This is a genomic window from Alcaligenes sp. CHO6 (assembly GCF_037120595.1).
Lineage (GTDB): Bacteria > Pseudomonadota > Gammaproteobacteria > Burkholderiales > Burkholderiaceae_B > Alcaligenes > Alcaligenes ammonioxydans.
Window position 1 is genome coordinate 246663 of the sequence record NZ_JBANCI010000002.1, and the last position, 21370, is coordinate 268032.

Sequence of the window (21370 nt, forward strand, 5' to 3'; positions counted from 1 at the left end):
CCTGTGGCTCTCAGGTCGATTCAGGACCCCACTCTTATGCGCCATCTAGTTTATGTATTTGTTCCCTCAGCCCTGATCTTGCTGACCGCCTTTCGGCTGGCCTTCGCATTGTGGCAATGGCCACGTGTACGCCAAGCCGGTGGCCTGCTGCCTATCCTGATTGGCGGCCTGCGCATTGATGCCCTGATGATTGCCGCCCTGAGCGCCCCCGTGGTCTTGCTGGCCCCCTGGGTGGGACACTATCCGCTCATGACGACGGTCGCCGCCGTCTGGTTTACCTTCGCCTGGTTCCTGTTGACCTTGCTGGAAGTGTCCACGCCCCAGTTCATCATTGAGTACGACACACGCCCCAACCGGCTGTATGTGGACTATCTGAAGCACCCGCAGGAAGTGGTGGGCATGCTGTGGAAAGGCTACCGACTGATGATCGGCATCGCCCTGATAGGACTGGGCCTGATTGTGTGTTCAGGCTGGGCCATCTTTGGACAGGTCTCCCCCGATCCGGTAATGAGCTGGTGGCTGCGCCCCATCTGGATGCTGGTGGGAGCCGCCCTGTGCGCGCTGGCCATACGCGGTACCTTGGCACACCGCCCCATCAACCCTTCCTCGGTAGCCTGGAGCAGCGACAGCATGCTCAACACGCTGCCACTCAATTCGCTGTACAACGTGGCCTACGCTATCTACAGCATGAAAAACGAGCGTTCTGCCGAGGATATTTACGGCGGCATGGACCCAGCAGAAATCAACCAGATCGTGTGTGATGCGGCTGCCTTGCCGGTCGGCCCCGAGAACCTGCCCACGCTGCATCGTCAAACGCCCAGCCAAACCCGCGCACGCAAACCTAATCTGGTCCTGATTGTGGAGGAAAGCCTTGGAGCCCAGTATGTCGGCAATCTGGGCGGGGCCAATCTGACGCCCGAACTAGACAAGCTGGCACAAACGGGCTGGAACTTTCGACGTGCCTATGCCACCGGGACTCGCTCAGTACGCGGCCTGGAAGCCGTGTCAGCCGGTTTCCCCCCTACGGTGGCCGATGCGGTCTTACGCCTGCCCGGCTCGCAAACCCGCTTTTTTACCTTGGCCCAATTGCTCAAGGAACACAACTACCGCTCGCGCTTCATCTATGGTGGCGAAGCTCACTTCGACAATATGAAGAGCTTTTTTCTGGGTAACGGCTTTGATGAGCTGTATGAGCAATCCAGCTTCGAGTCTCCTGAGTTTGTAGGCACCTGGGGCGCCAGCGACGAGGACATGTTCAACAAGCTGCACGAGCTGCTCAGTCAGGACAAGGAGCAGCCTACCTTGACACTGGCCTTTTCCGTCAGCAACCACTCACCTTGGGAATACCCCGCGGGGCGCTTTCCGGTAGAGGGAGATCCCGCGACCGTCGAAAATACCGTAAGGTACGCCGACTGGGCCATTGGCGACTTCTTTAACAAGGCGCGCGAATCAGACTATTGGGACGATACGGTATTTCTCATTGTTGCCGATCATGACTCTCGCGTAGGCGGCGCCAACCTGGTGCCTTTGCGTCATTTTCATATTCCTGCCCTGATTCTGGGTGGCGGCGTTCCCCAGCGCCAGGACGAACGCATTATCAGCCAGATCGATCTGGCTCCCACCCTGCTGTCTTTGATGGGCATTGACAGTGAGCACCCCATGATCGGACGCGACCTGACCCGTCAAGAGTGCGACCGGGCCATGATGCAGTACTTCGAGAATTACGGCTATCTGAAAGGCGACATTCTGACCGTGCTGATGCCCCATCTGCCTCCTTGCCAATATCGCTATACTGCACCCGACAAGTACGAAGCGCTGGAACAGATTGATGAGACATTGGCCCGAGAAGCCCTGGCCCATGTGCTGTGGCCCAGTTGGGCGTATCACGCCCAGGCCTACACCTTGCCCCATCTGCAAAAACGCTGAAAATTGCCAGCAGGGGCTTGACCGTCTCCGCTATTCGTTCTATCATTCTTGTCTTTAGTCGGGGCGTAGCGCAGCCTGGTAGCGCATCTGGTTTGGGACCAGAGGGTCGCGAGTTCGAATCCCGCCGCCCCGACCACTATTTTAAAAAAGCACCGTTTAACGGTGCTTTTTTATTGCCTGCGGCCCTTGGCTTTTACCCTGGACCCGTCTCAGTTGGCTCCGCCTTCAAGAAACTGAGTTTGCCATTGGGCTCAATGTACGCGGCGCAGACCTCATCGAGCGATTTGATGCCAGCCAGCCGCATTTCACTGAGAATCTCGTCGCGGGTCACAAACTCCCGACGCATATTCCGCCACTGGTACTGCCCATCCCTGACCACACACACTTTGCGGGGTGTAACCAGCTTGTTGAGCGCGGGAAACTGATACATCAGCCAATCGACCACAAACCCCCACCCTACAATCGTCGCCGCCACCAGCAAGCCGTCAGTCAAGGAGTTGCTGCCTCCCGTCATGGCATTGCCGCTGGCATCGGCAATCAACAAAAGTATGAGCAGATCGGCAACGCCTAACGACCCCAGCTCACGCCGCCCCGCCAGGCGCAGCAGAATAAACAGAACGAAATAAACCACGGTACCCCGCAACACCGACTCCATCACGGGGATTTCCACAGCAAAGACCGTGCTCCAACCCATCGCCTGCATAGCGTCAACCATCCATATTTAGTTCAGGTCGAAATACTGATGCTCCTTGGGGCGCTGCGCGGCCACCTCCTTGGCCGTGACCGTGTCATTGAACTCGTTACCCAAATGGGAGCGCACGTAATTGACGACCTGGGCTATCTGCTCGTCATTGAGCACACCACCAAAACCAGGCATACCCTTGTTACCCTGGTTCACCATAAACACCACATAGGCAGGTGCGCCCAGTTTCGGGTTCTGGGACAAAGACGGATAAATTCCGGCCCCCTGAGCGCCCTTGCCATCGATCATATGGCAGGAAGCACACACTTGCTCATAAATTTCCTGACCGCTAGTCTGGGTAAATACCACTTTATCGCCCCCCACTACTGCCGTATCAGCATGACTGGCGCTCATCAGACCCCAAGCCAGAAAAACCGTGAGTGCTCGTATCATCATGACTACCCTCCTTGGGAATCAGCGTGTTGCTCGCCCACAATCCGACTGTGCAGGCGGGTAATGGCATTGAGGGCCGACAGCACGGCCCCTTCCTGCCAGGCGTTGACATAAGAGGCGTGCTCACCGGCCAGGACCAGGCGACCATCAATCTGGCACAGGTTCTCGTAATGAGCAGCCCGTGTCTGATCCGTCCACATGCCGTAGCAACCCAGTGTCCAGGGTACGCGGTGCCAGGCTACGGCCACCCCGCTCTCGAACTCGTCCTTGTACTGAGGATGAATCTGCGCGCCATACTCCACGGCTTTCCTGATCCGATCCTCCGGACTGAGCGACGTCCACTCCACCGCGCTGGGCCCGAACATGTAACCGCCCAGCAAAACACCTTTTCCGCCCGCCATCATGCCCGCGCTCGGGTAGGAAATCTGTGTAATCGGCAAATCGGTGTAGCTGATACCTCCATAAATCGCTTCGTCATCCTCCCAGAAACGGCGTTTGAACTGCAGTCCGACCTTGACTGAAGGGGCATAAGGGACGGCATCGATGGCAGCATGCAGTGCCTTGCTGGCATCCAGATCAATCTGGCTGAGGATGGATAAGGGAATCGTGCAGACACACCAGTCGGCCATTTCGGTGTGCTCACGGCCCGTGATTTGATCCTTGTAGCCGACCGTCACCTTGCCATCGTTCTGTTTGATGGCCGTGACCTTGGCATTAAACGTAAATAGCCCTTCCAGCTCGTTACCAAACGCAGCGCCAATCTGATCCATGCCGCCGACCGGCTGAAACATGGTCTGCTGGAACTCGTACAAATCATGAATACCCATATTGTGCCAAACGCTGGAGCGCACAATATCAGCCAGCTTCAACGGTTCGGAAAACTCGGGTTGAGCATGCAGGCCACCTCCCGGATCACGCTCGAAACCACGTACCTCGGAACTGGTATGGCCTTTCACATACGCCATGTTCTTGTCCAACGCGCCCCAGCTCCGCAAGGCTTCCAGCAATTTCTCCTGATCCTCTGTGGACAAGGGGGCATCCAGCAAGTGGGTATGGATGGCTTTGGACAAAAGCTCGGAGACCTGCCCCTGAAAATCTGCATGAATGTGGCGAAAGCGCTGGGGCTTGCCATTGAAGTGGTCTTTGCTATGCAGATAAGCGTTGTAGTTGTACTGGATAAACGGCTCCAGCTTGACCTTGAGCCGCTTGCAGTAGTCCAGCAAGGCCCGGTGATGGAAGGGTATGCGCCACGGACCAGGGTTGATGTACTGATCCTTGTCGAACTTGACATCCTGCCTGGCGCCCCCCAACTCGGTATAGCTGTCCCCACCGTGCAAGGTCCAGTTGCGTCCCCCGACCTTGTGGCGATATTCCAGAATCTTGACCTGATAGCCGGCATTGCGCAGCTCTAACGCGGCCACCATACCGGCCAGACCCGCTCCCAGAATGACGACAGAGGTCCCGGGCCTGGGTTTACCCTCCAGGCGAATCGGCCCGTCATAACTACCCTCTGCGGCATGCCCCAGGCGCATCATGGCTTGATACATCGCTGCGCCACCCGCAGCGTACCCAACCATGGTCAGAAAGTGTCGTCGTGTCAGTCTCCCACCCTGTGAAACTTGGCTCATCGTGCGTTCTCCTCTTGGAAAAATGATGAGCAGCATTCACCCCCAACTTTTTTATCTACCCCCGGTGCATGAATGCTGCCCCTATGGAAAACAACAAAGAACACCTTGCTTTGTTATCAAATTGCCACTTAACTATAAGCACCTAAAATAGTTAATCCCTCAATAGAAACATACGTTTACCGCACTCAAGGTTCACTGACCCCCTGTCACCCTTGGTTTCTTACGTACTCAGAACTCATTTGCTTGCCAAGTTCACTCTCACACGCTATAATTTTTTTCTTAGTCGGGGCGTAGCGCAGCCTGGTAGCGCATCTGGTTTGGGACCAGAGGGTCGCGAGTTCGAATCCCGCCGCCCCGACCAAAAAATTCAAAGGCCTTGCAGAGCAATCTGCAAGGCCTTTTTGTTTTGGTTCTCTTAAGCCTTGCCCCACCTTAACCACGGGGATAGGAGCTTTTTGTCCTTAGCGGGTCTGGCTGGGGCTCAGGCCGACCGAATCGGGCAGACCAAAAATACAATCAAATGCCCAGTTATAGAAAAAGGCAAACAGCGGAAAGAACGCCAGCAATACCGCCTCCATTAAAAACGCCTTCCACAAGCTGATATCCAGCCACCAGGCGATTAAGGGGATCAGCAAGGACACCAGCACAAGCTGGAAACCGGCCACATGCACTACCCGGTGCCAGAACGTACGAGCCTGTATATGGCGACGACGCTCCCAGGCCTCAAACATCATGTTGTAGAACAGGTTTACCGTTACCGCGCAAGTGCTGATCATGAACGAAAGCACACCGCTTTGCATGGGCCCCGCGCCGCTTAACTGAGCCAGGACCGTCGCCGCTACCATCATGCCCAGCAATTCAAACAGGCCGATATACACCACTCTTCTTTTCCATCCCTGCACGATACACATCCTTGCTTAAAACCGTAGAAAGCATGATTATCCGCAGTACAGCTTTTAGAAAAAGTCAGATTCCATCAATTTTTCTGATGATTTAGGCATGCTTACCAGTGACCATCTTGAACTGTTGTTAGCCGTGGTGGAGCACGGTTCTTTCTCCGCAGCGGCACGGACGTTGCGGCGCACCCAGTCCGCCGTCAGTATGGCCATCGCCAATCTGGAGGCAGAGCTGGACCTGACCCTGTTTGATCGCAGCCGTCGAGAACCCGTCCCCACCGCCGAGCTGCTGGCCATGCTGCCCGATGCCAGACTGATCGCCAGCCGCCTTCAGGCCTTACGCCTTCACCTGCAGGAACTGTCGGGAGGTCTGGAAAGCTATTTGCGCCTGGGCCTGGTCTGTGATGTCGACCCCAAGCCCGCGTTGACCGCCCTGCAAGCTCTGGAGCAACACTATCCCGGCCTGGACATCGAACTGCGAACGGCAGCGCAAGACACCTTGATCGAGGCCTTGAAAAAACGCGAGCTGGACTTGTGCATTGCCTATGGCGGACTGGAGCTGGAAAGTGTGGGAATTGTTCAGTCCCTGTGGACCGAAACGATCAGCGCAGTGGCTGCGCCCGGCCATCCCCTGCTGCAAAATGGCCCCCGCCCGCTGGAAGAGTTGAAAGCCCACAGACAAATCGTGATCAGCAGCCCGCAGAACGACACCGGCAAAGACCGATCCATGCTCAGCCTTCGTCAATGGAAAACGGATAGTCTGGCCATGACACTGGAACTGGTGGAACGGGGGCTGGGATGGGCTAATCTTCCCTTGTCGTGCCTGGGTCCCTCATTGAAGTCTGGGCGTTTGGCACGAATCCAGTTTTCAACGGGCAGCAATGGCCTGGACTTGCCCATTTATCTGCTGCAAGCCAAGGGGCAGGAAGCCGGCAAGGCTCAAGCCCTGTTCAGGCAGGCGCTGCAAAACGCGCTCCACCCCCGCCTTCACCCTACTCCGGCACGGTGACGTTGGCCTGACCACTGTCCGCCAGAAACTGCGCCACCATCCCTTCTTTTTTCTGCCGGGCAATAAAAGCCTCGATCCAGGCATGGGCCAGCGTACGTTCCGATGGCACCGCCATGGCCTGACGAATGACGGTGAAACTATCGGGCAATACACGCAAACCGCTGCGGGAACGCGCATAGCGCTCCAGAGGCTGACGCACACCGGCAGCGGCATCCAGTTCCTGCTCTACAAACAGATCAATCGCATCGGCAGAGGTTGTCGCCCGCACCAGATCTGCGTGGTTCAAATGTCGGCTCAGAAACAGGTCGTAGGCTGCGCCTTTGCCCACCGCAATGCACACGCCCTGCCGATCCAGCTGGTCCACGGTCTGAAAGGCATACTCCTCGCGTACCAGATACGTGCCTTCAATATGCACATAAGCCTCGCTAAAGCGGATCTTCTCCGCACGCTTGGGATCAATCGCCAGAAAGGCCAGATCCCACTCGTCACGGTACACCGCCTCAACCACGGCCTGGGCTGCATCATAGCCATGGAACTGCACCGGCAGGCCCAGCTCCTGAGCCACACTGCGAGCCAGATCCGCTGAAACACCTTTAGGGGACTGCTCATGGGCACCGCGCTGGGCCAGGACGGGATTGCCGTAATTCATGGCAACACGCAAAACCCCGCTGGGGGCCAGTTCTGCTGCGACAGCCTGCTTTTGTGTCATGTAAATGCTCCGTCATACTTTTAAGAACCCGGTCTTCTACAATAACGCACCTTGCTGTCCCACAACATGAATGGAGCGTCTCTATGTCTCGCGATGACCTTGGAAAACTCTTGCTGCGTGTCACGGTCGGTGTACTGATCCTGCTGCACGGCGTTGCCAAGATACGTTATGGCATTGGAGGCATCGAAAAAATGCTGATCGCCAATAATATGCCCGGCTTTCTGGCCTGGGGCGTGTACATAGGCGAAGTGATTGCTCCTGTCCTGATGATCCTGGGTTTTTATGCTCGTGCAGGCGGTTTGATTGTAGCCATGAACATGCTTATTGCCTTGCTCCTGGCCCACAGCAACCAGATCGGCAGCTTTAACGCCCAAGGCATCTGGGTTCTGGAGCTACAAGGCATGTTCTTGATCGGCGCATTGACCGTAGGCTTGATTGGTGCCGGACGCTACAGCCTGGGCGGCGATGCTGGCCCGTGGAACTAATGCTGGCCTGAGGTCAGATCTTTAAAAAACGCCCGCTTCGCCGGGCGTTTTTCATGGGTGATTAGTACCGCCCCCTAGCCCTGACCGCACCCGCCACTCCATCCGCGAACCACCTCCACTTCCTGCCCTAACTCGCCAAGGTCAAATCCAGCCGCAACCCCCCCTTCTCCGATGCGCTGGCTTGCACCTTGCCCTGATAGCTGCGCGCCAGCTCACGGACAATATCCAGTCCCAAACCGAAACCGGGGTGTCGTTCATCTGCGCGCTGACCACGGCCAAACACACGCTCCAGTTGCTCCGGGTCCAGGCCGGGGCCATCATCTTCCACCACCAGATGCAGCACATTGTCCTGCTGCCACACCTGGCACCACACATTCTGCGTCGCCCACTTGCAGGCGTTATCCAGCAAATTCCCGGCCATCTCCTGCAGGTCCTGCTCCTCGCCTTTAAAAAGCAGTTCCTGATCAGGCAGATTCAGATGGATCTGCTTGTCGCTATGCAAACGCCCCATCACCCGACACAGGGACTGCAGGCAGGCCGACACATCCGTACGCACACCAATGGCGCGTACCGCCATAGCCCTTGCCCGCGACAAGTGGTGGTCCACCTGTCGCTGGGCCAAGGCCACCTGCTCGCTGACCAATGCTGCCAGATGCGGATCGTGCGCCTGAGCAGCGTTGCCCATAATCGTCAACGGGGTTTTGACGGCATGGGCCAGGTTGCCAGCCTGAGCCCGTGCGCGGTCCACCATGCCTGCATTCGCACTGAGCACTGCATTGAAATCGTCCACCAAGGGCTGAATTTCGCTAGGAAAATTGCCGCTGACTTGCGGTTCGCGCCCTTCCTGCACATCCAGCAAACGGCGTCGCAACAGATGCAAGGGATACAAGGCCAGCACCACCTGCAAGATGGCCGCCAAAATCAGGCCCACGGCCAAACCGCCCAGAGACAGGAACAGAATCCGCTCAAAACGGGCCAAGGGCTCGGCCAGCAGCTCCCGGTTGCCTGCCACCATGATCTGCAGGCTTTGGCCCTTGTCGTTAACCTCGTCCAGCTCCTGGCGCAACACCACCAAGCGCTGCTTTTCCGGGCCGGGCAAAGACAACACGCCCCCGGGCGCATCGGGCGCGTTCACATCCAGGGCCTCATCCCATAAGGAGGTCGAGCGCAAAGCCACCGTCCATTGCGGGCTGCCGGCCTCGCGCCGGGCAATTTGCCAGTACATGCCCGAATAAGGTTGCTCAAACAAGGGATCGCTCAGGCGCGACTGCAAAGTGACACCATCGGCCGCGTCCAGATTGACGTCTGCCATGATCTGGTCCAGATGAGTCTGCAAACGCTGCTCGAACTGGCGATACACATGGTCCTGAAACAAACGGTTCAGCCCTAGCCCGGCCAGAATGATACTGAGCAAGATCCAGGCCAGGGTTCCCAGCAAGAGCCGGCTGCGCAAGGAGCCCAGGGTGGCCCGACCACGCCCGGCAATCATGCTTGCGGGTCTACCAAACGGTAGCCCATGCCGCGCACGGTTTCGATATAGCCGGGCGGCAGCTTTTTGCGTAGACGGCCAATGAACACCTCGATGGTGTTGGAGTCGCGCTCAAAGTCCTGCGAATAAATATGCTCGGTCAGTTGGGTACGCGACAGGACTTGGGCAGGATGGTGCATCATGAAAGCCAGCAAGCGATATTCATGGCTGGTCAGCGACAGCACCATGCCTGCACAGGTAATTGAAGACGAACGCGCATCCAGCTCCAGTTGGCCCAGTTGCAAGCGCGGATTCACCTGTCCCGCGGCACGGCGCAGCAAGGCGCGAATGCGGGCTAACAGCTCTTCCATGTGAAACGGCTTGGCAACATAGTCGTCTGCGCCCGCGTCCATTCCCTCGACTTTGTCATGCCAGTCATTACGGGCGGTCAAAATAAGCACGGGCATGGTCAGGCCCGAGGCGCGCCAACGCCGCAGCACCGACACGCCATCCATGCCAGGCAGACCCAGGTCCAGCACCACCGCATCAAAAGCTTCCACCTCACCCTGATAATGCCCCTGCTCGCCATCATGAGCGACCTGAACGGCATAGCCCGCCCGCTCCAGAGCCTGTTGCAACTGCCCCGCCAGGGTCGGTTCATCTTCGACAACCAGTATCCGCATTATTCAATGTCCTTTCGAATGAGAACGCTTGACCCCACGCACCAGCAGCACTTCGGCACTCAAGGCATCCACTTTCAGGCGCAACAGGCGGTTGTCATCGACCAGCATGCGCAAGTCATACACCCATAGTTCAAGACGCTCGTCATATTCAAACTGCACGCGCAGCACCCGCCCCGGATAATCTTCCCGAACCCGGCGCAAGACCTCCCGCAGTGGCAAAGCCTCGCCCCGACGCACCGCTTCACGCGCCTGGTCATGCCCCCGATAGGCCGGGCCCGGTGGCCAGTAGGGACTGGGACCAAAACGCTCATTGGGAGGCGGTGCTGCGGGTGCGGGGGGAGCGGCCGGCAAACGGCGCAGGCAATCGTCATCGCCCAGATAATCATGCCCTGACCAATCCGAATGCTCCGTCCTGTCCCACGCGGGCACGCCTTGCCGTTTCTGACGGTCGCAGGCGGAAGAGTCGTGAGCGTGAGCCGCCGCCCCAGGCGCCACAGCCGCCCAAACGGCGGCCAGACACATCAGCAGTGCGGACTGTTTAATGGAGGTCATACGAACCGGTACGTGCAGAACAAAAAAGAGGAATCAAAAAAGTCACCCCCCCCTTATATAGCAAGCTGCGGATGAACATAACATGAACAGCAACTTCAGTTTAGATTCAGAGCCCCTTGTCCATAATGGGCACCAAGCTGACAGGACACACACATCTTCCCTCTTAAAAGGAAGCTACCCAGGAATCTGACAGCACTACTTGTTGATTACATGAAGGAGCTTTATATGAAACGTATGTCCCTTTTTTCTGCCCTGGTAGTGAGCGCAAGTCTGTTGGGCGGCACCGCTGCCATCGCTCAAGAAACCACGGGCGCGGCCCCAACGCAAAGCACCCAGAAACAAACTCGCCAGGCCCGCGACCACAAGCCGCTGACGGCCGACGAAGTCACCGATATCGGTCCGGCCTACCAGCGTCTGAAAGAGGCCGGCTATACCAAGGTGGGCAGCCTGCATCAGCGGGGCGATCGCATTATGGCCATGGTCGTGGATAAAGACGGCAAAGTGGTCCGGGTTCGCTCTGAAGGTGAAAACGGTGCTTTCACCGTGGTCGAGCGCAAAGCTGATGGCCAGCACCGCCGCGGCCATCGCGATGGCAAGGGTCAACAAACTCAAACCCCTGCCAGCGAGCAGCAAAAGAGCTAAAACCACCCGCAAATCGCATGATTCCCCTGACGTCCCCCTCCGCGCGGGCGACTCGCGACACAGGGCTAGCCTCAACCATCGGTGCTTGTCCTTTGTCATTGCTCTAATCGCAAAAAAAGCGGAACGAGAAACGGCGCCTGCCCAGCGCCGTTTCTCGTGTCTACTGGCTAGTACCGATAGGGTCATCCCGCACAAGACGTTAGGATGAAGGTCTGTCTTACCTACGGGAAAAGTGCCTCTCATGCTGTCTGCTGATTCTGCCTATTCACAAAGCTACTCGGAATTTCACTGGTCCATTCCTGAACACTACAATATTGCCCATGATGCCTGCGACAAGTGGGCCGATGGCTCCGGGCGCCTGGCGCTGATCCAGCAACTGTCCGATGGGCAGGTCAAACGCTACACATTCGATCAGCTCAAGGCCTGGTCCGACTCCCTGGCGGCCGCCTGGCAGGCACAAGGCATTCAGCCCGGCGATAGAATCGCCATTTTCCTGGCTCAAGGTCTGGAAACTGCCCTGGCTCACTTGGCGACTTACAAGATTGGCGCCATCGCCATGCCTTTATTTACCCTGTTCGGCACCGAGGCCCTGCGTTATCGCTTGAATGACTCGGGCGCCAGCACATTGATTACCGATCAACAGGGTCTGGAAACGGTACTGCCTTTGCGCGAACATCTGCCGCAGCTCAAGCATCTTTATCAGACTGACAGCCAGCAAGATCAGGAGCAGGCTCTGTCCTTGTGGCACGCCATTCACACCCATCCTGAGCCAGCACCGCGCACACTGACTACTCGCGCCGACGACCCGGCGCTGCTGATCTACACCTCCGGCACCACGGGGTCGGCCAAAGGAGCCTTGCATGCCCACCGGGTCCTGCTGGGGCATTTGCCTGGCGTGGAAATGTCCCACAACTTCCTGCCCACAGGCGAGGGGCTGATGTGGACACCCGCTGACTGGGCCTGGATTGGCGGCCTGCTCGATGTCCTGCTGCCCGCCTGGCATCACGGTATCCCTGTGCTGGCATACCGTTTTCCCAAGTTCGATGCCGAGGCGACCTGGAGGTTGATGTCCGAACAGGGTGTAACGCATACCTTCCTGCCGCCTACTGCCCTAAAAATGCTACGCCGCAGCCAGTGGTCGCGCGAACAATGGCCTTTGAAGCTGCGGTCCATTGCCAGCGGCGGAGAGTCACTGGGCGCACAACTGCTGGATTGGGCCAAACAGGAACTGGGTATCACCATCAACGAGTTCTACGGGCAGACCGAGTGCAATATGATCGTGTCCTCCTGCTCGGCCTGGTTTCCCGGTCAGGCAGGTAAAATCGGCAAGCCCGTGCCCGGCCACAGGGTGGCGATTGTGGATGACCAGGGGCAAATTCAAAAAGCCGGTGTCGAAGGCCATATTGCTGTCCAGGCTCCTGACCCAGTCATGTTTCTGGGTTACTGGCAGCGACCTGAAGCCACTAAAGAAAAATTTGTAGGAAACTGGCTACTGACCGGCGATAAAGGCACGCAGGATGAGCACGGCTATATCCAGTTCGTGGGCCGGGACGACGATGTCATTACCAGCTCCGGCTACCGAATCGGCCCTGGCCCGATTGAGGATGGTCTGATGGGGCACCCGGCAGTGGCGATGGCGGCCGTGATCGGAGTACCCGACCCGGAACGCACCGAAGTCGTAAAGGCCTTTATTGTCCTCAAAGAGGACGTCGAACCATCACAGAATCTGATCAAGGAAATTCAGGAGCACATCAAGCGACGGGTCGCAGCGCATGAGTATCCCCGCTTGATTGAGTTTGTGGATGCCCTGCCCATGACGACCACCGGCAAGGTCATTCGCCACGCATTACGCAAATTAAGCCAATAGCCGCACGGGTGCCGGGCGATCGCCAATCCTCGATGAGCGCTCGCCTGAGCCCGACGCTGCTTACCTACCGTGTCAGCACGGAACAGGTCACTGAGCAGTGAGCTTCCTGACGCAAGCCCAGCCCACTCATGAGGCCGACTCTCTCTGCGCACGTCAGGGCTCCCGTTTAAGCGCGAAGCGAGCATGACTGAACGCCCCTGTTGAGGCCTTGCTTTAGGCTGTTGCCGGGGTCTGCCCCCTCTCCTTCCCCCATAAAGAAACACCCCAATAACTGGATGCGTATCCAATGCATGGGGTGTTGCTCAGACGGAAAGCCCTTGTGTGCAATCTACAGGCAGGGGGCGGTGGCACAGACGCTCGTCCATGCCACCAAGGCAAGGGGATCTGCCCGTGTCTGATTAACCGAAACGACCTGTGATGTAGTCTTCGGTTTCCTTGCGGGCTGGTTTGACGAAAATCTGGTCGGTTTCACCAAATTCCATCAGCTCGCCCAGGTACATGTAGGCGGTGTAATCCGAGCAGCGTGCGGCCTGCTGCATATTGTGGGTCACGATGACCACGGTGTAATCGGTTTTCAGCTCGGCAATCAGCTCTTCAATCTTGGCCGTGGAAATAGGGTCCAGCGCCGAGCAGGGCTCGTCCAGCAACAGAACCTCGGGCTTGATCGCCACACCGCGAGCGATACACAGACGCTGCTGCTGACCACCGGACAAACCGTTACCGCTTTGATGCAGCTTGTCTTTCACCTCATTCCACAATGCGGCTTTGGACAGGGCCCATTCCACACGCTCATCCATTTCACCTTTGCTCAGGCGCTCGAACAAACGCACGCCAAAGGCCACGTTGTCATAAATGCTCATGGGAAACGGCGTCGGCTTCTGAAACACCATGCCCACCTTGGCACGGATCAGGGAAATGTCCTGTTTGGAGGTCAGAAGGTTTTCATTGTCCAGCAGGATTTCGCCTTCAGCACGTTGGCCGGGATACAGCTCGTACATGCGGTTCAGCGTGCGCAGCAAGGTGGATTTACCGCAACCAGATGGTCCGATAAAGGCCGTGACCTTCTTTTCCTTGATAGACATGTTCACATTGCGCAGGGCATGGAATTTGCCATAGAAGAAATTCAGATTACGGATTTCAATCTTGGTCGATTCGTCGGAGGTAATAATTTGACTCATAGCGTTGGCCGACTAGGGCGCTCCGTGAAAACGTTATTTTTGGCGGAAAAGGCTTCGAGCCAGGATATTGATACCCAACACCAGCAAGGTAATCAACACCGCACCTGCCCAGGCCAGACGGTTCCAGTCCTCAAAGGGGCTGGCAGCATATTGGAAAATGACCACTGGCAGGTTGGCCAGCGGCGCGTTCATATTCATGGACATGAACTGGTTGTTCAAGGCAGTGAATAACAAGGGAGCCGTTTCACCCGCAATCCGGGCGACGGCCAGAAGAACCCCCGTCACGATACCGGGCAAAGCGGCTCGGTAGGAAATGGACATCACGATCTTCCACTTGGGGCAGCCCAGTGCCGCGGCCGCTTCACGCAGGCCATTGGGGACCAGCATCAGCATATTGTCGGTAGAGCGCACCACTACGGGGATCACCAGAATGGCCAGAGCCAAAGAACCGGCCCAACCCGAATAGTGTCCTACCTGAGCCACGTACACGGCGTAGATGAACAAACCAATAATGATGGACGGTGCCGATAACAACACGTCGTTCAGAAAGCGGGTCGCCGGGGCCAGCCAGCCGCGCTGACCGTACTCGGCCAGATAGGTCCCGGCCAGAATGCCAATCGGCGTGCCGATCAGGGTACCGACGCCAGCCATCATGACACTGCCGACGATGGCGTTGAGCAGCCCCCCCTCGCCACCTGGAGGCGGTGTGCTTTCAAACAAGAGGGACCAGGCCATGGCACTGCTGCCCTTCTCGATCAGGGTCCAGATAATCCAGAACAACCAGAACAGGCCAAAGATCAAGGCAGCAAAAGACACACCCAGCATCAGACGGTTAAATACCTGCCTGCGTTTGTAGATCGGGTTGCTCAGACTAATTGCAGATTTTTTATCAAACATGGTAGGTGATCCTTAGCGCGAGGTGCCTTCGTTCTTGGCCAGACGCAACAAGAGCAGCTTGGAGATCGCCAACACAACCGTGGTGATCAGGAACAGGATCAGACCCAGCTCCAGCAAGGCGGATTTCTGCATGCCACCGGCTTCGTTAAACTCGTTGGCCAGTGCCGATGCAATCGAGTTCGAGGGCGAAAACAGCGAGCTGGGCAAGTTAAAGGAGTTCCCAATCACAAAGGTGACGGCCATGGTTTCACCCAGTGCGCGCCCCAGACCCAACATGATCCCGCCAATCACCCCGTTCTTGGTGAATGGCAGAACCACCCGCCACATCACTTCCCAGGTAGTGCTGCCCAAACCATAGGCGGACTCTTTGAGCATGGGAGGAACCAGCTCGAACACGTCACGCATCACCGCGGTAATGAAGGGGATCACCATGATTGACAGAATCAGCCCCGCGGTGAACACACCGATGCCGAAGGGAGGACCCGCAAAGATCTGGCCCAGCACGGGCACCCCCTCAAAAAAGGAGATCAGGCCAGGCTGAACATAGCGCTGAAACAGGGGCACAAAGACAAACAGGCCCCACATGCCATAAATAATGGACGGGATGGCAGCCAGCATTTCAATGGCCGTCCCCAAGGGACGACGCAACCACGCCGGCGACAGTTCCGTCAGGAACATGGCAATCCCGAACGAGACTGGCACGGCAATACACAGGGCGATAAAAGAGGTCAGCAAGGTACCGGCAATAGGTACCAATGCGCCATATTCGTTATTGACCGGATCCCAATTATTCGTCCAGAGAAAAGAGAAACCGTATTCGGCAATGGATTCCCGGCTTCCATAGATCAGGGAAATAGAGATGGCAGCCAGCAAAATGAACACGAGAAACGCAAACGAGCGCGTCATGTTCTTGAAAATGCCGTCCATAAAGGCGTTCTGATTTGATTTCATGTAGACAGATGAAGGGTCAGGCCGGAATGGGACAAACGCACTGCAACCGATTTATGGATTCTGTAACAGCCAGGGCTGGACAGGTCCGGCAAACCGATAAGGTCACGCGCTGTGCGTTCAAGACAAAACCGTAATTTTTACATAATAAAGACGGCGCCACCTAGAGGTGGGCCGTCTCGCAAGATCAATTTACAACTGACCTATATTTGAACACGAATCTTACTTCCAGACCGCAGCGCCGTCTTTGGTCTTGATTTCAGCAGCCCAAGCCGCCTTGATCTTGTCGGTGACGTCTTTGGGCAGAGCCACGTAATCCAGTTCTTCAGCAGACTTGGCGCCGTTCTCGAAGGCCCAGTTAAAGAAGTTCAACACTTCTTTACCATTTTCAGGCTTGTCCTGCACCTTGTGCATCAGGATGAAGGTCGCCGACGTGATGGGCCAGGACTTGGCGCCAGGCTCTTCAGTCAGGATCACACCCATGCCAGGCGTACCGGCCCAGTCTGCATTGGCAGCGGCGGCCGCAAAGCTTTCCTGACCAGGCTGGACGAACTGGCCGTCCTTGTTCTGCAACTGGGTCCAGGACAGTTTGTTCTGCTTGGCGTAGGCGTATTCCACGTAGCCGATCGAGTTCTGCAGCTGACGCACGTAAGCGGCCACGCCTTCGTTACCCTTGCCACCTTGACCGGTAGGCCACTTCACAGCCTTGCCTTCACCAACCTGGGATTTCCAGTCGGGTGACACTTTGGACAGGTAGTTGGTCCAGCCAAAGGTGGTGCCCGAACCGTCGGAGCGGTGAACCACCACGATGTCTTTGTTAGGCAGAGTCAGATCAGGATTCAGCTCTTTGATGGCTGCATCGTCCCACTTGGTGATCTTGGCCAGATAGATGTCAGCCAGCACTTTGCCCGACAGTTTCAGCTTGCCAGGCTCGATGCCTTCCACGTTGATCACAGGCACCACACCACCGATGACGGCGGGGAACTGCAACAGGTTTTCTTTTTCCAGCGTCTCGACCTTCATCGGGTCATCCGAAGCACCGAAATCCACCGTCTTGGCAATAATCTGCTGCTGACCACCACCCGAACCAATCGACTGGTAGTTGACGCGGTTATTGGTTTGCTTGGCGTATTCAGCCGCCCATTTGGCATAGATTGGGTAAGGGAACGACGCACCCGCACCGGTGACGTCTGCAGCTGTGGCAGTGGCCGCAAAAGCGCTGAACGCCAGAGCAATACTTACCTTGTTGAATACACGTTTTAACATCGAGAAATCCTCTTGATGATAGTCAGAAGACAGGCCCACCCTGTATGTAACGTCATCATAAACAGGCTATATGACATGTTCATGACAGTCTGTATTTCATCCAGCACCCAGTCGTTGCATCAGGTTCTGGTGCAGGTTAAATGGCGCCCCACGGCTGCGAATACGGTTATACGTCCCGTCCGGGCTGGCCTTCCAGGACAATTGATTGTCGCGCAAGGCGTAGGTAAAGGCTTCGGCAATCACCCGCTTTTTCAGGCTGCGATCCAGTACGGGCACACCCAGTTCGACCCGGCGAAAGAAGTTGCGGTCCATCCAGTCGGCCGAAGAAATAAAGACTTCTTCCTGCCCACCATTGTAGAAATAGAAAACCCGTGAGTGCTCCAAAAAGCGTCCGATAATCGAACGCACCTGGATGTTCTCCGACAAGCCCTTTACGCCAGCACGCAGCGCGCAAGCGCCACGCACAATCAGATCCACCTTGACCCCTGCCTGGCTGGCGTCATAGAGCGCCTGAATGATCTTGGGCTCCAGCAAGGAATTCATCTTGGCCATGATACGGGCTTTCTTGCCTGCCAACGCGCGCTCGGTTTCGGCCTGAATCCGGTCCATCATGCTGTCGTGCAGGGTAAAGGGCGACTGCAGCAAGCGCTTTAAGGGACGCCAGGCGCCCAGACCGGTCAGCATGGAAAACACCTTGTCCATGTCCTCGCAAACTTCCTGATTGGCGGTCAGCAAACCGAAGTCCGTATACAGGCGAGCGGTACGTGGATGATAGTTTCCCGTCCCCAAATGGCCATAGCGACGGATGGCTCCTGCTTCACGACGCAGGACCAGCGCCATTTTGGCATGGGTTTTGTGCCCCACCACCCCGTAACTGACATGCGCGCCCACCTCTTCCAGCTTGGCCGCCCAATTGATATTGGTCTGCTCATCAAAGCGGGCCATGAGCTCGACCACCACCGTCACCTCCTTGCCTGCACGCGCAGCCGACAGGAGAATGTTCATCAGTTCCGAGTCTTCACCGGTACGATAAATGGTCTGCTTGATACCCACCACAGCCGGGTCCGCTGCGGCAGCCCGCAAAAAGCTCAAGACAGGCTGAAATGACTGGTAGGGATGGTGCAGCAACTGATCCTTGCGGGAAATCGCCTCGAAAAACTGGGCCGGAGACTCAAACGTTGAATCAAAAGGCGCAGGAATCGGAGCGCGGTAATCCGGAAACAGAAGATCAGGGCGATCCGGCACATTGCACAGCTGCATCAAACGGGTCAGGTTGACCGGGCCGCTGACTCGGTAGGTATCAGGGACATCCAGCGAAAACTCGCTTTGCAAAAAGCGCTCCAGGCGCTCGGGCATGGAGCGGTCAATTTCAAGGCGTACCGCTGCACCAAAGTTGCGTTGCGACAGCTCGCCTTGCAAGGCGGCGCGCAAATTGGTGACCTCTTCCTCGTCCACAAACAGATCACTGTTGCGCGTAACCCGCCACTGGTAACAGCCCTTTACATCCATACCGGGAAACAGCTCCCCCACAAATACACTGATCAGGGAGGTCAAGAGCATATAGCCCTGAGGAATCCCCGCTATATCGTCGGGGACCTGGATTACCCGCGGCAGGGCACGGGGGGCCTGCACAATGGCAATGGTGCCGCTGCGGGCAAAAGCATCCTCGCCACTGAGCTCCACAATGTAGTTCAGGCTTTTGTTATAGACACGGGGAAAGGGATGGGCCGGGTCCAGGCCAATCGGCGTGAGCAAAGGCATGACATCACGCAAAAAAGTCTGATAAGCCCACTCGCGCTGGGCCGGTGTCCATAGCGCGGTCAGTAGTAAGCCAATGCCCTCCTCCATAAGTGCTGGCAATACATCGTCCATTAACAAATCGTTTTGCTTCTCAACCAGTTGATGGGCGGCCGCCTGCACCTTGTCAAACGCCTGTTGAGGCAAAAACCCGTCATCCCCCACTTGATGAGGATTCTGCAAAATCTGCTCTTTCAGGCTGGAGATGCGGATTTCGAAAAACTCGTCAAGGTTCGAACTGACAATACAGATATAGCGCAAGCGCTCCAGCAAAGGCGTAGTTGGGTTTTCGGCCATGGCCAGCACTCGCTCATTGAACTTGAGCAAGGACAACTCACGGTTTAGCAAGGTTGAATCTGGGGAAGGCAGCATGGTGAGGTCGTTAAAAAGCCAAAAAAGAGGGGAGTGTCAGACTTTTACTACATGAATGTTACAGCTCTATGACCCAGATGCCATCCGGGTGCCACTCACGCCTGCCTAGCAAAAGAGACGACCGGCTATCGCCTTCCCCACAGGTTTAAGCTAACTTTTCTTAATTTTCCTGTTCATGTAACAAAAGCCATGATTAATGTCCTTATAATCGCACAGTAATCATCCCGAGCGATGCCTCATGGAACAACTTCTTGCCGCTGTGGACCTGGGCTCCAACAGCTTTCGTTTATCCATTGGACGTGTGGTTCAACACAACGGTCATGCCCAGATCTACACCATTGACCGCCTTAACGAATCTGTCCGACTCGCCGCCGGCATGGGCCCCGACAAGTACATCAGCCCCGATGCCATTGAACGTGCGGTAGTCATCCTGAAACGCTTTAACGAACGCCTGGCCGGCTTTCACCCCAATCGTGTTCGTGCCGTTGCCACCAACACCTTTCGGGTTGCACGCAATTTGAGCGAAGTGCTGCCCGCTGCCGAAGCAGCCTTTGGCTTTCCCATCGAGGTCATCTCCGGCCACGAAGAGGCCCGACTGATTTTCTCGGGGATCAGCAACGAGCTGCCCCCTTCCCCCAATCGCCGCCTGATGATTGATATTGGTGGCGGTTCGACAGAAGTCATTATTGGCAAAGGTCTCAAGCCCTTGCTGCTGTCGTCGCTTTATATGGGCTGTGTCAGCTACACCGACAAATTCTTTGCGGACGGCCTCATTACCGAAGAACGCATGAACCATGCCATTCTGGCGGCACGCCGGGAACTGGAAGGGATCACGCGTCAGTACCGCAAAACTGGCTGGCAGGAAGCTTACGGCTCCTCGGGCACCGCCAAGGGACTGATCGCCATCCTGCAGGAAAATGGCATGTCCAAAAAGGGCATCACCCTGGAAGGCATGGAATTGCTGCGCAAACGCCTGATCCAGGATGGCAAGGTGGACATGCGCAACCTGAGCGGCATCAAGCCGCACCGCGCGCCGGTACTGGCAGCAGGTCTGGCCATCATGATGGCCGCCTTTCAGGAGCTGAAGATCCGCCAGATGCTGCCCGGCGAAGGAGCCTTGCGAGTAGGGGTTCTCTACGACATGCTCGGGCGCGAATCAGAGCACGATCAACGCGACCAGACTGTTCAGCAGATGATGAAGCGTTATCAGGTAGATACGCGCCAATCTCACCGGGTTCACGATGCCGCCCTGCAGTTTTTCGACCAGTTGAAACTGCCCGATACGCCCGAAGTTCAGGAGCTGCAACGCCAGTTGGGCTGGGCCGCCGATCTGCATGAAGTGGGCCTGAGCATCGCGCATGCCGATTATCACAAGCACACCGCTTACGTACTGGAACATGCCGATATGCCCGGCTTTTCCAACGATGACCAGGCCTTGCTCAGTTTCCTGAGCTTGGGTCACCAAGGCAAGCTGGGCAAGCTGAAGCGTTTTGAAAGCACCAATGCCTGGTGGCTGACTTTACTGAGCCTGCGCCTGGCGGTCATGCTCATGCGTCGCCGGGAGGACAGAGAGACGTTGCCGCTCAGACTGGAAGCCCGTGGCAAAACTGTCCTGATTCATGTCGATCACGACTGGATGGCCAATCACCCTTTGACGCAGGCCTCCTTGCAGGCTGAAGTCCAAGCCTGGCAAAGTGACATCAATGACCTGAGCCTGGAGTTAGTCTAAGCACCTTGCCGCCCGGCCCCTGCCCAGACACGGCCAGACAGTCACCACGGTGGATCGGGATTGCTGCCCGGAACAAAGTCAAAAGTCTGTGGGCTCCCGTCGGCCCGCCCACTCAAAAAAACCCCCGAAAGTCGGATCGTCATCCAACTTTCGGGGGTTTTTTCAAATCCAGGCAAGCTACCC

The 21370-nt window shown here is 56.7% G+C and carries 19 protein-coding genes and 2 tRNA genes; 8 read left to right on the top strand and 13 right to left on the bottom strand.

Annotation, left to right across the window (positions count from 1 at the left end; all coding sequences use genetic code 11):
* The first annotated feature begins 36 nt into the window (after positions 1-36).
* Positions 37-1926, top strand: coding sequence for an LTA synthase family protein (locus V6936_RS09110; protein ID WP_336579763.1), 1890 nt, complete (start codon positions 37-39; stop codon positions 1924-1926).
* A 59-nt stretch (positions 1927-1985) separates the two neighbouring features.
* Positions 1986-2062, top strand: a tRNA-Pro gene (locus V6936_RS09115).
* Between the two features lie 57 nt (positions 2063-2119).
* Here the strand turns inward: V6936_RS09115 and V6936_RS09120 are convergent.
* Genes V6936_RS09120 through V6936_RS09130 form a run of 3 tightly spaced genes read right to left on the bottom strand, consistent with a single transcriptional unit; the run spans position 2120 to position 4689 of the window.
* Positions 2120-2641, bottom strand: a complete 522-nt coding sequence (locus tag V6936_RS09120; RefSeq protein ID WP_230406260.1) for a DUF421 domain-containing protein — start codon at positions 2639-2641, stop codon at positions 2120-2122.
* 6 nt (positions 2642-2647) lie between these two features.
* Entirely contained in the window at positions 2648-3064 is a 417-nt protein-coding gene (locus tag V6936_RS09125) for a c-type cytochrome (RefSeq protein ID WP_081050103.1), read from the bottom strand.
* Positions 3065-3066: 2 nt separating this feature from the next.
* Positions 3067-4689 (bottom strand): flavin monoamine oxidase family protein, encoded by a 1623-nt coding sequence (locus tag V6936_RS09130; protein ID WP_336579764.1) that lies wholly within the window; start codon positions 4687-4689, stop codon positions 3067-3069.
* A 284-nt stretch (positions 4690-4973) separates the two neighbouring features.
* On the opposite strand from V6936_RS09130, the gene V6936_RS09135 reads away from it, so the two are divergent.
* Positions 4974-5050, top strand: a tRNA-Pro gene (locus V6936_RS09135).
* Between the two features lie 100 nt (positions 5051-5150).
* On the opposite strand, the gene V6936_RS09140 is transcribed toward V6936_RS09135, so the two are convergent.
* Positions 5151-5591, bottom strand: coding sequence for a PACE efflux transporter (locus tag V6936_RS09140; RefSeq protein WP_039943594.1), 441 nt, complete (start codon positions 5589-5591; stop codon positions 5151-5153).
* Between the two features lie 97 nt (positions 5592-5688).
* Here V6936_RS09140 and V6936_RS09145 point away from each other — a divergent pair, with 97 nt between their 5' ends.
* Entirely contained in the window at positions 5689-6594 is a 906-nt protein-coding gene (locus tag V6936_RS09145; RefSeq protein ID WP_336579765.1) for a LysR family transcriptional regulator, read from the top strand.
* Here V6936_RS09145 and V6936_RS09150 read toward each other — a convergent pair.
* On the bottom strand, positions 6578-7303 hold the full coding sequence (locus V6936_RS09150; protein WP_336579766.1) for a transporter substrate-binding domain-containing protein: 726 nt from the start codon (positions 7301-7303) through the stop codon (positions 6578-6580). The genes V6936_RS09145 and V6936_RS09150 overlap by 17 nt on opposite strands.
* Before the next feature lie 83 nt (positions 7304-7386).
* Between V6936_RS09150 and V6936_RS09155 the strand changes: the two genes are divergently transcribed.
* Positions 7387-7788 (top strand): DoxX family protein, encoded by a 402-nt coding sequence (locus tag V6936_RS09155; RefSeq protein ID WP_003802754.1) that lies wholly within the window; start codon positions 7387-7389, stop codon positions 7786-7788.
* Positions 7789-7915: 127 nt separating this feature from the next.
* On the opposite strand, the gene V6936_RS09160 is transcribed toward V6936_RS09155, so the two are convergent.
* From V6936_RS09160 to V6936_RS09170, 3 genes are read right to left on the bottom strand one after another with little or no spacing between them, the layout of a single operon-like run.
* On the bottom strand, positions 7916-9277 hold the full coding sequence (locus tag V6936_RS09160; protein ID WP_003802757.1) for a sensor histidine kinase: 1362 nt from the start codon (positions 9275-9277) through the stop codon (positions 7916-7918).
* Positions 9274-9939, bottom strand: a complete 666-nt coding sequence (locus V6936_RS09165; protein ID WP_003802758.1) for a response regulator transcription factor — start codon at positions 9937-9939, stop codon at positions 9274-9276. The genes V6936_RS09160 and V6936_RS09165 overlap by 4 nt, the downstream gene beginning before the upstream one ends.
* Before the next feature lie 3 nt (positions 9940-9942).
* Positions 9943-10491, bottom strand: a complete 549-nt coding sequence (locus V6936_RS09170) for a PepSY domain-containing protein (RefSeq protein ID WP_003802760.1) — start codon at positions 10489-10491, stop codon at positions 9943-9945.
* A gap of 225 nt (positions 10492-10716) precedes the next feature.
* Here V6936_RS09170 and V6936_RS09175 point away from each other — a divergent pair, with 225 nt between their 5' ends.
* Both V6936_RS09175 and V6936_RS09180 read left to right on the top strand, forming a co-directional pair.
* Complete coding sequence (locus tag V6936_RS09175; RefSeq protein ID WP_003802763.1) at positions 10717-11133, top strand: hypothetical protein; 417 nt, start codon at positions 10717-10719, stop codon at positions 11131-11133.
* 241 nt (positions 11134-11374) lie between these two features.
* A complete protein-coding gene (locus V6936_RS09180) occupies positions 11375-13000 on the top strand; it encodes an acyl-CoA synthetase (protein ID WP_131071353.1) in 1626 nt (541 codons plus the stop codon).
* 398 nt (positions 13001-13398) lie between these two features.
* Here the strand turns inward: V6936_RS09180 and pstB are convergent, their stop codons facing one another.
* The 5 genes from pstB to ppk1 all read right to left on the bottom strand — a co-directional run bounded on the left by pstB (position 13399) and on the right by ppk1 (position 19458).
* On the bottom strand, positions 13399-14178 hold the full coding sequence (gene pstB, locus V6936_RS09185; protein WP_003802766.1) for a phosphate ABC transporter ATP-binding protein PstB: 780 nt from the start codon (positions 14176-14178) through the stop codon (positions 13399-13401).
* 33 nt (positions 14179-14211) lie between these two features.
* Entirely contained in the window at positions 14212-15075 is an 864-nt protein-coding gene (gene pstA, locus V6936_RS09190) for a phosphate ABC transporter permease PstA (protein ID WP_003802768.1), read from the bottom strand.
* Between the two features lie 12 nt (positions 15076-15087).
* Complete coding sequence (gene pstC, locus V6936_RS09195; RefSeq protein ID WP_003802770.1) at positions 15088-16026, bottom strand: phosphate ABC transporter permease subunit PstC; 939 nt, start codon at positions 16024-16026, stop codon at positions 15088-15090.
* A gap of 219 nt (positions 16027-16245) precedes the next feature.
* Positions 16246-17289, bottom strand: coding sequence for a phosphate ABC transporter substrate-binding protein PstS (gene pstS / locus V6936_RS09200; protein ID WP_003803350.1), 1044 nt, complete (start codon positions 17287-17289; stop codon positions 16246-16248).
* Positions 17290-17385: 96 nt separating this feature from the next.
* Positions 17386-19458 (bottom strand): polyphosphate kinase 1, encoded by a 2073-nt coding sequence (gene ppk1, locus V6936_RS09205; protein WP_336579767.1) that lies wholly within the window; start codon positions 19456-19458, stop codon positions 17386-17388.
* 238 nt (positions 19459-19696) lie between these two features.
* Between ppk1 and V6936_RS09210 the strand changes: the two genes are divergently transcribed.
* Positions 19697-21187, top strand: coding sequence for a Ppx/GppA phosphatase family protein (locus tag V6936_RS09210; protein WP_059318721.1), 1491 nt, complete (start codon positions 19697-19699; stop codon positions 21185-21187).
* The last annotated feature ends 183 nt before the right edge of the window (positions 21188-21370 follow it).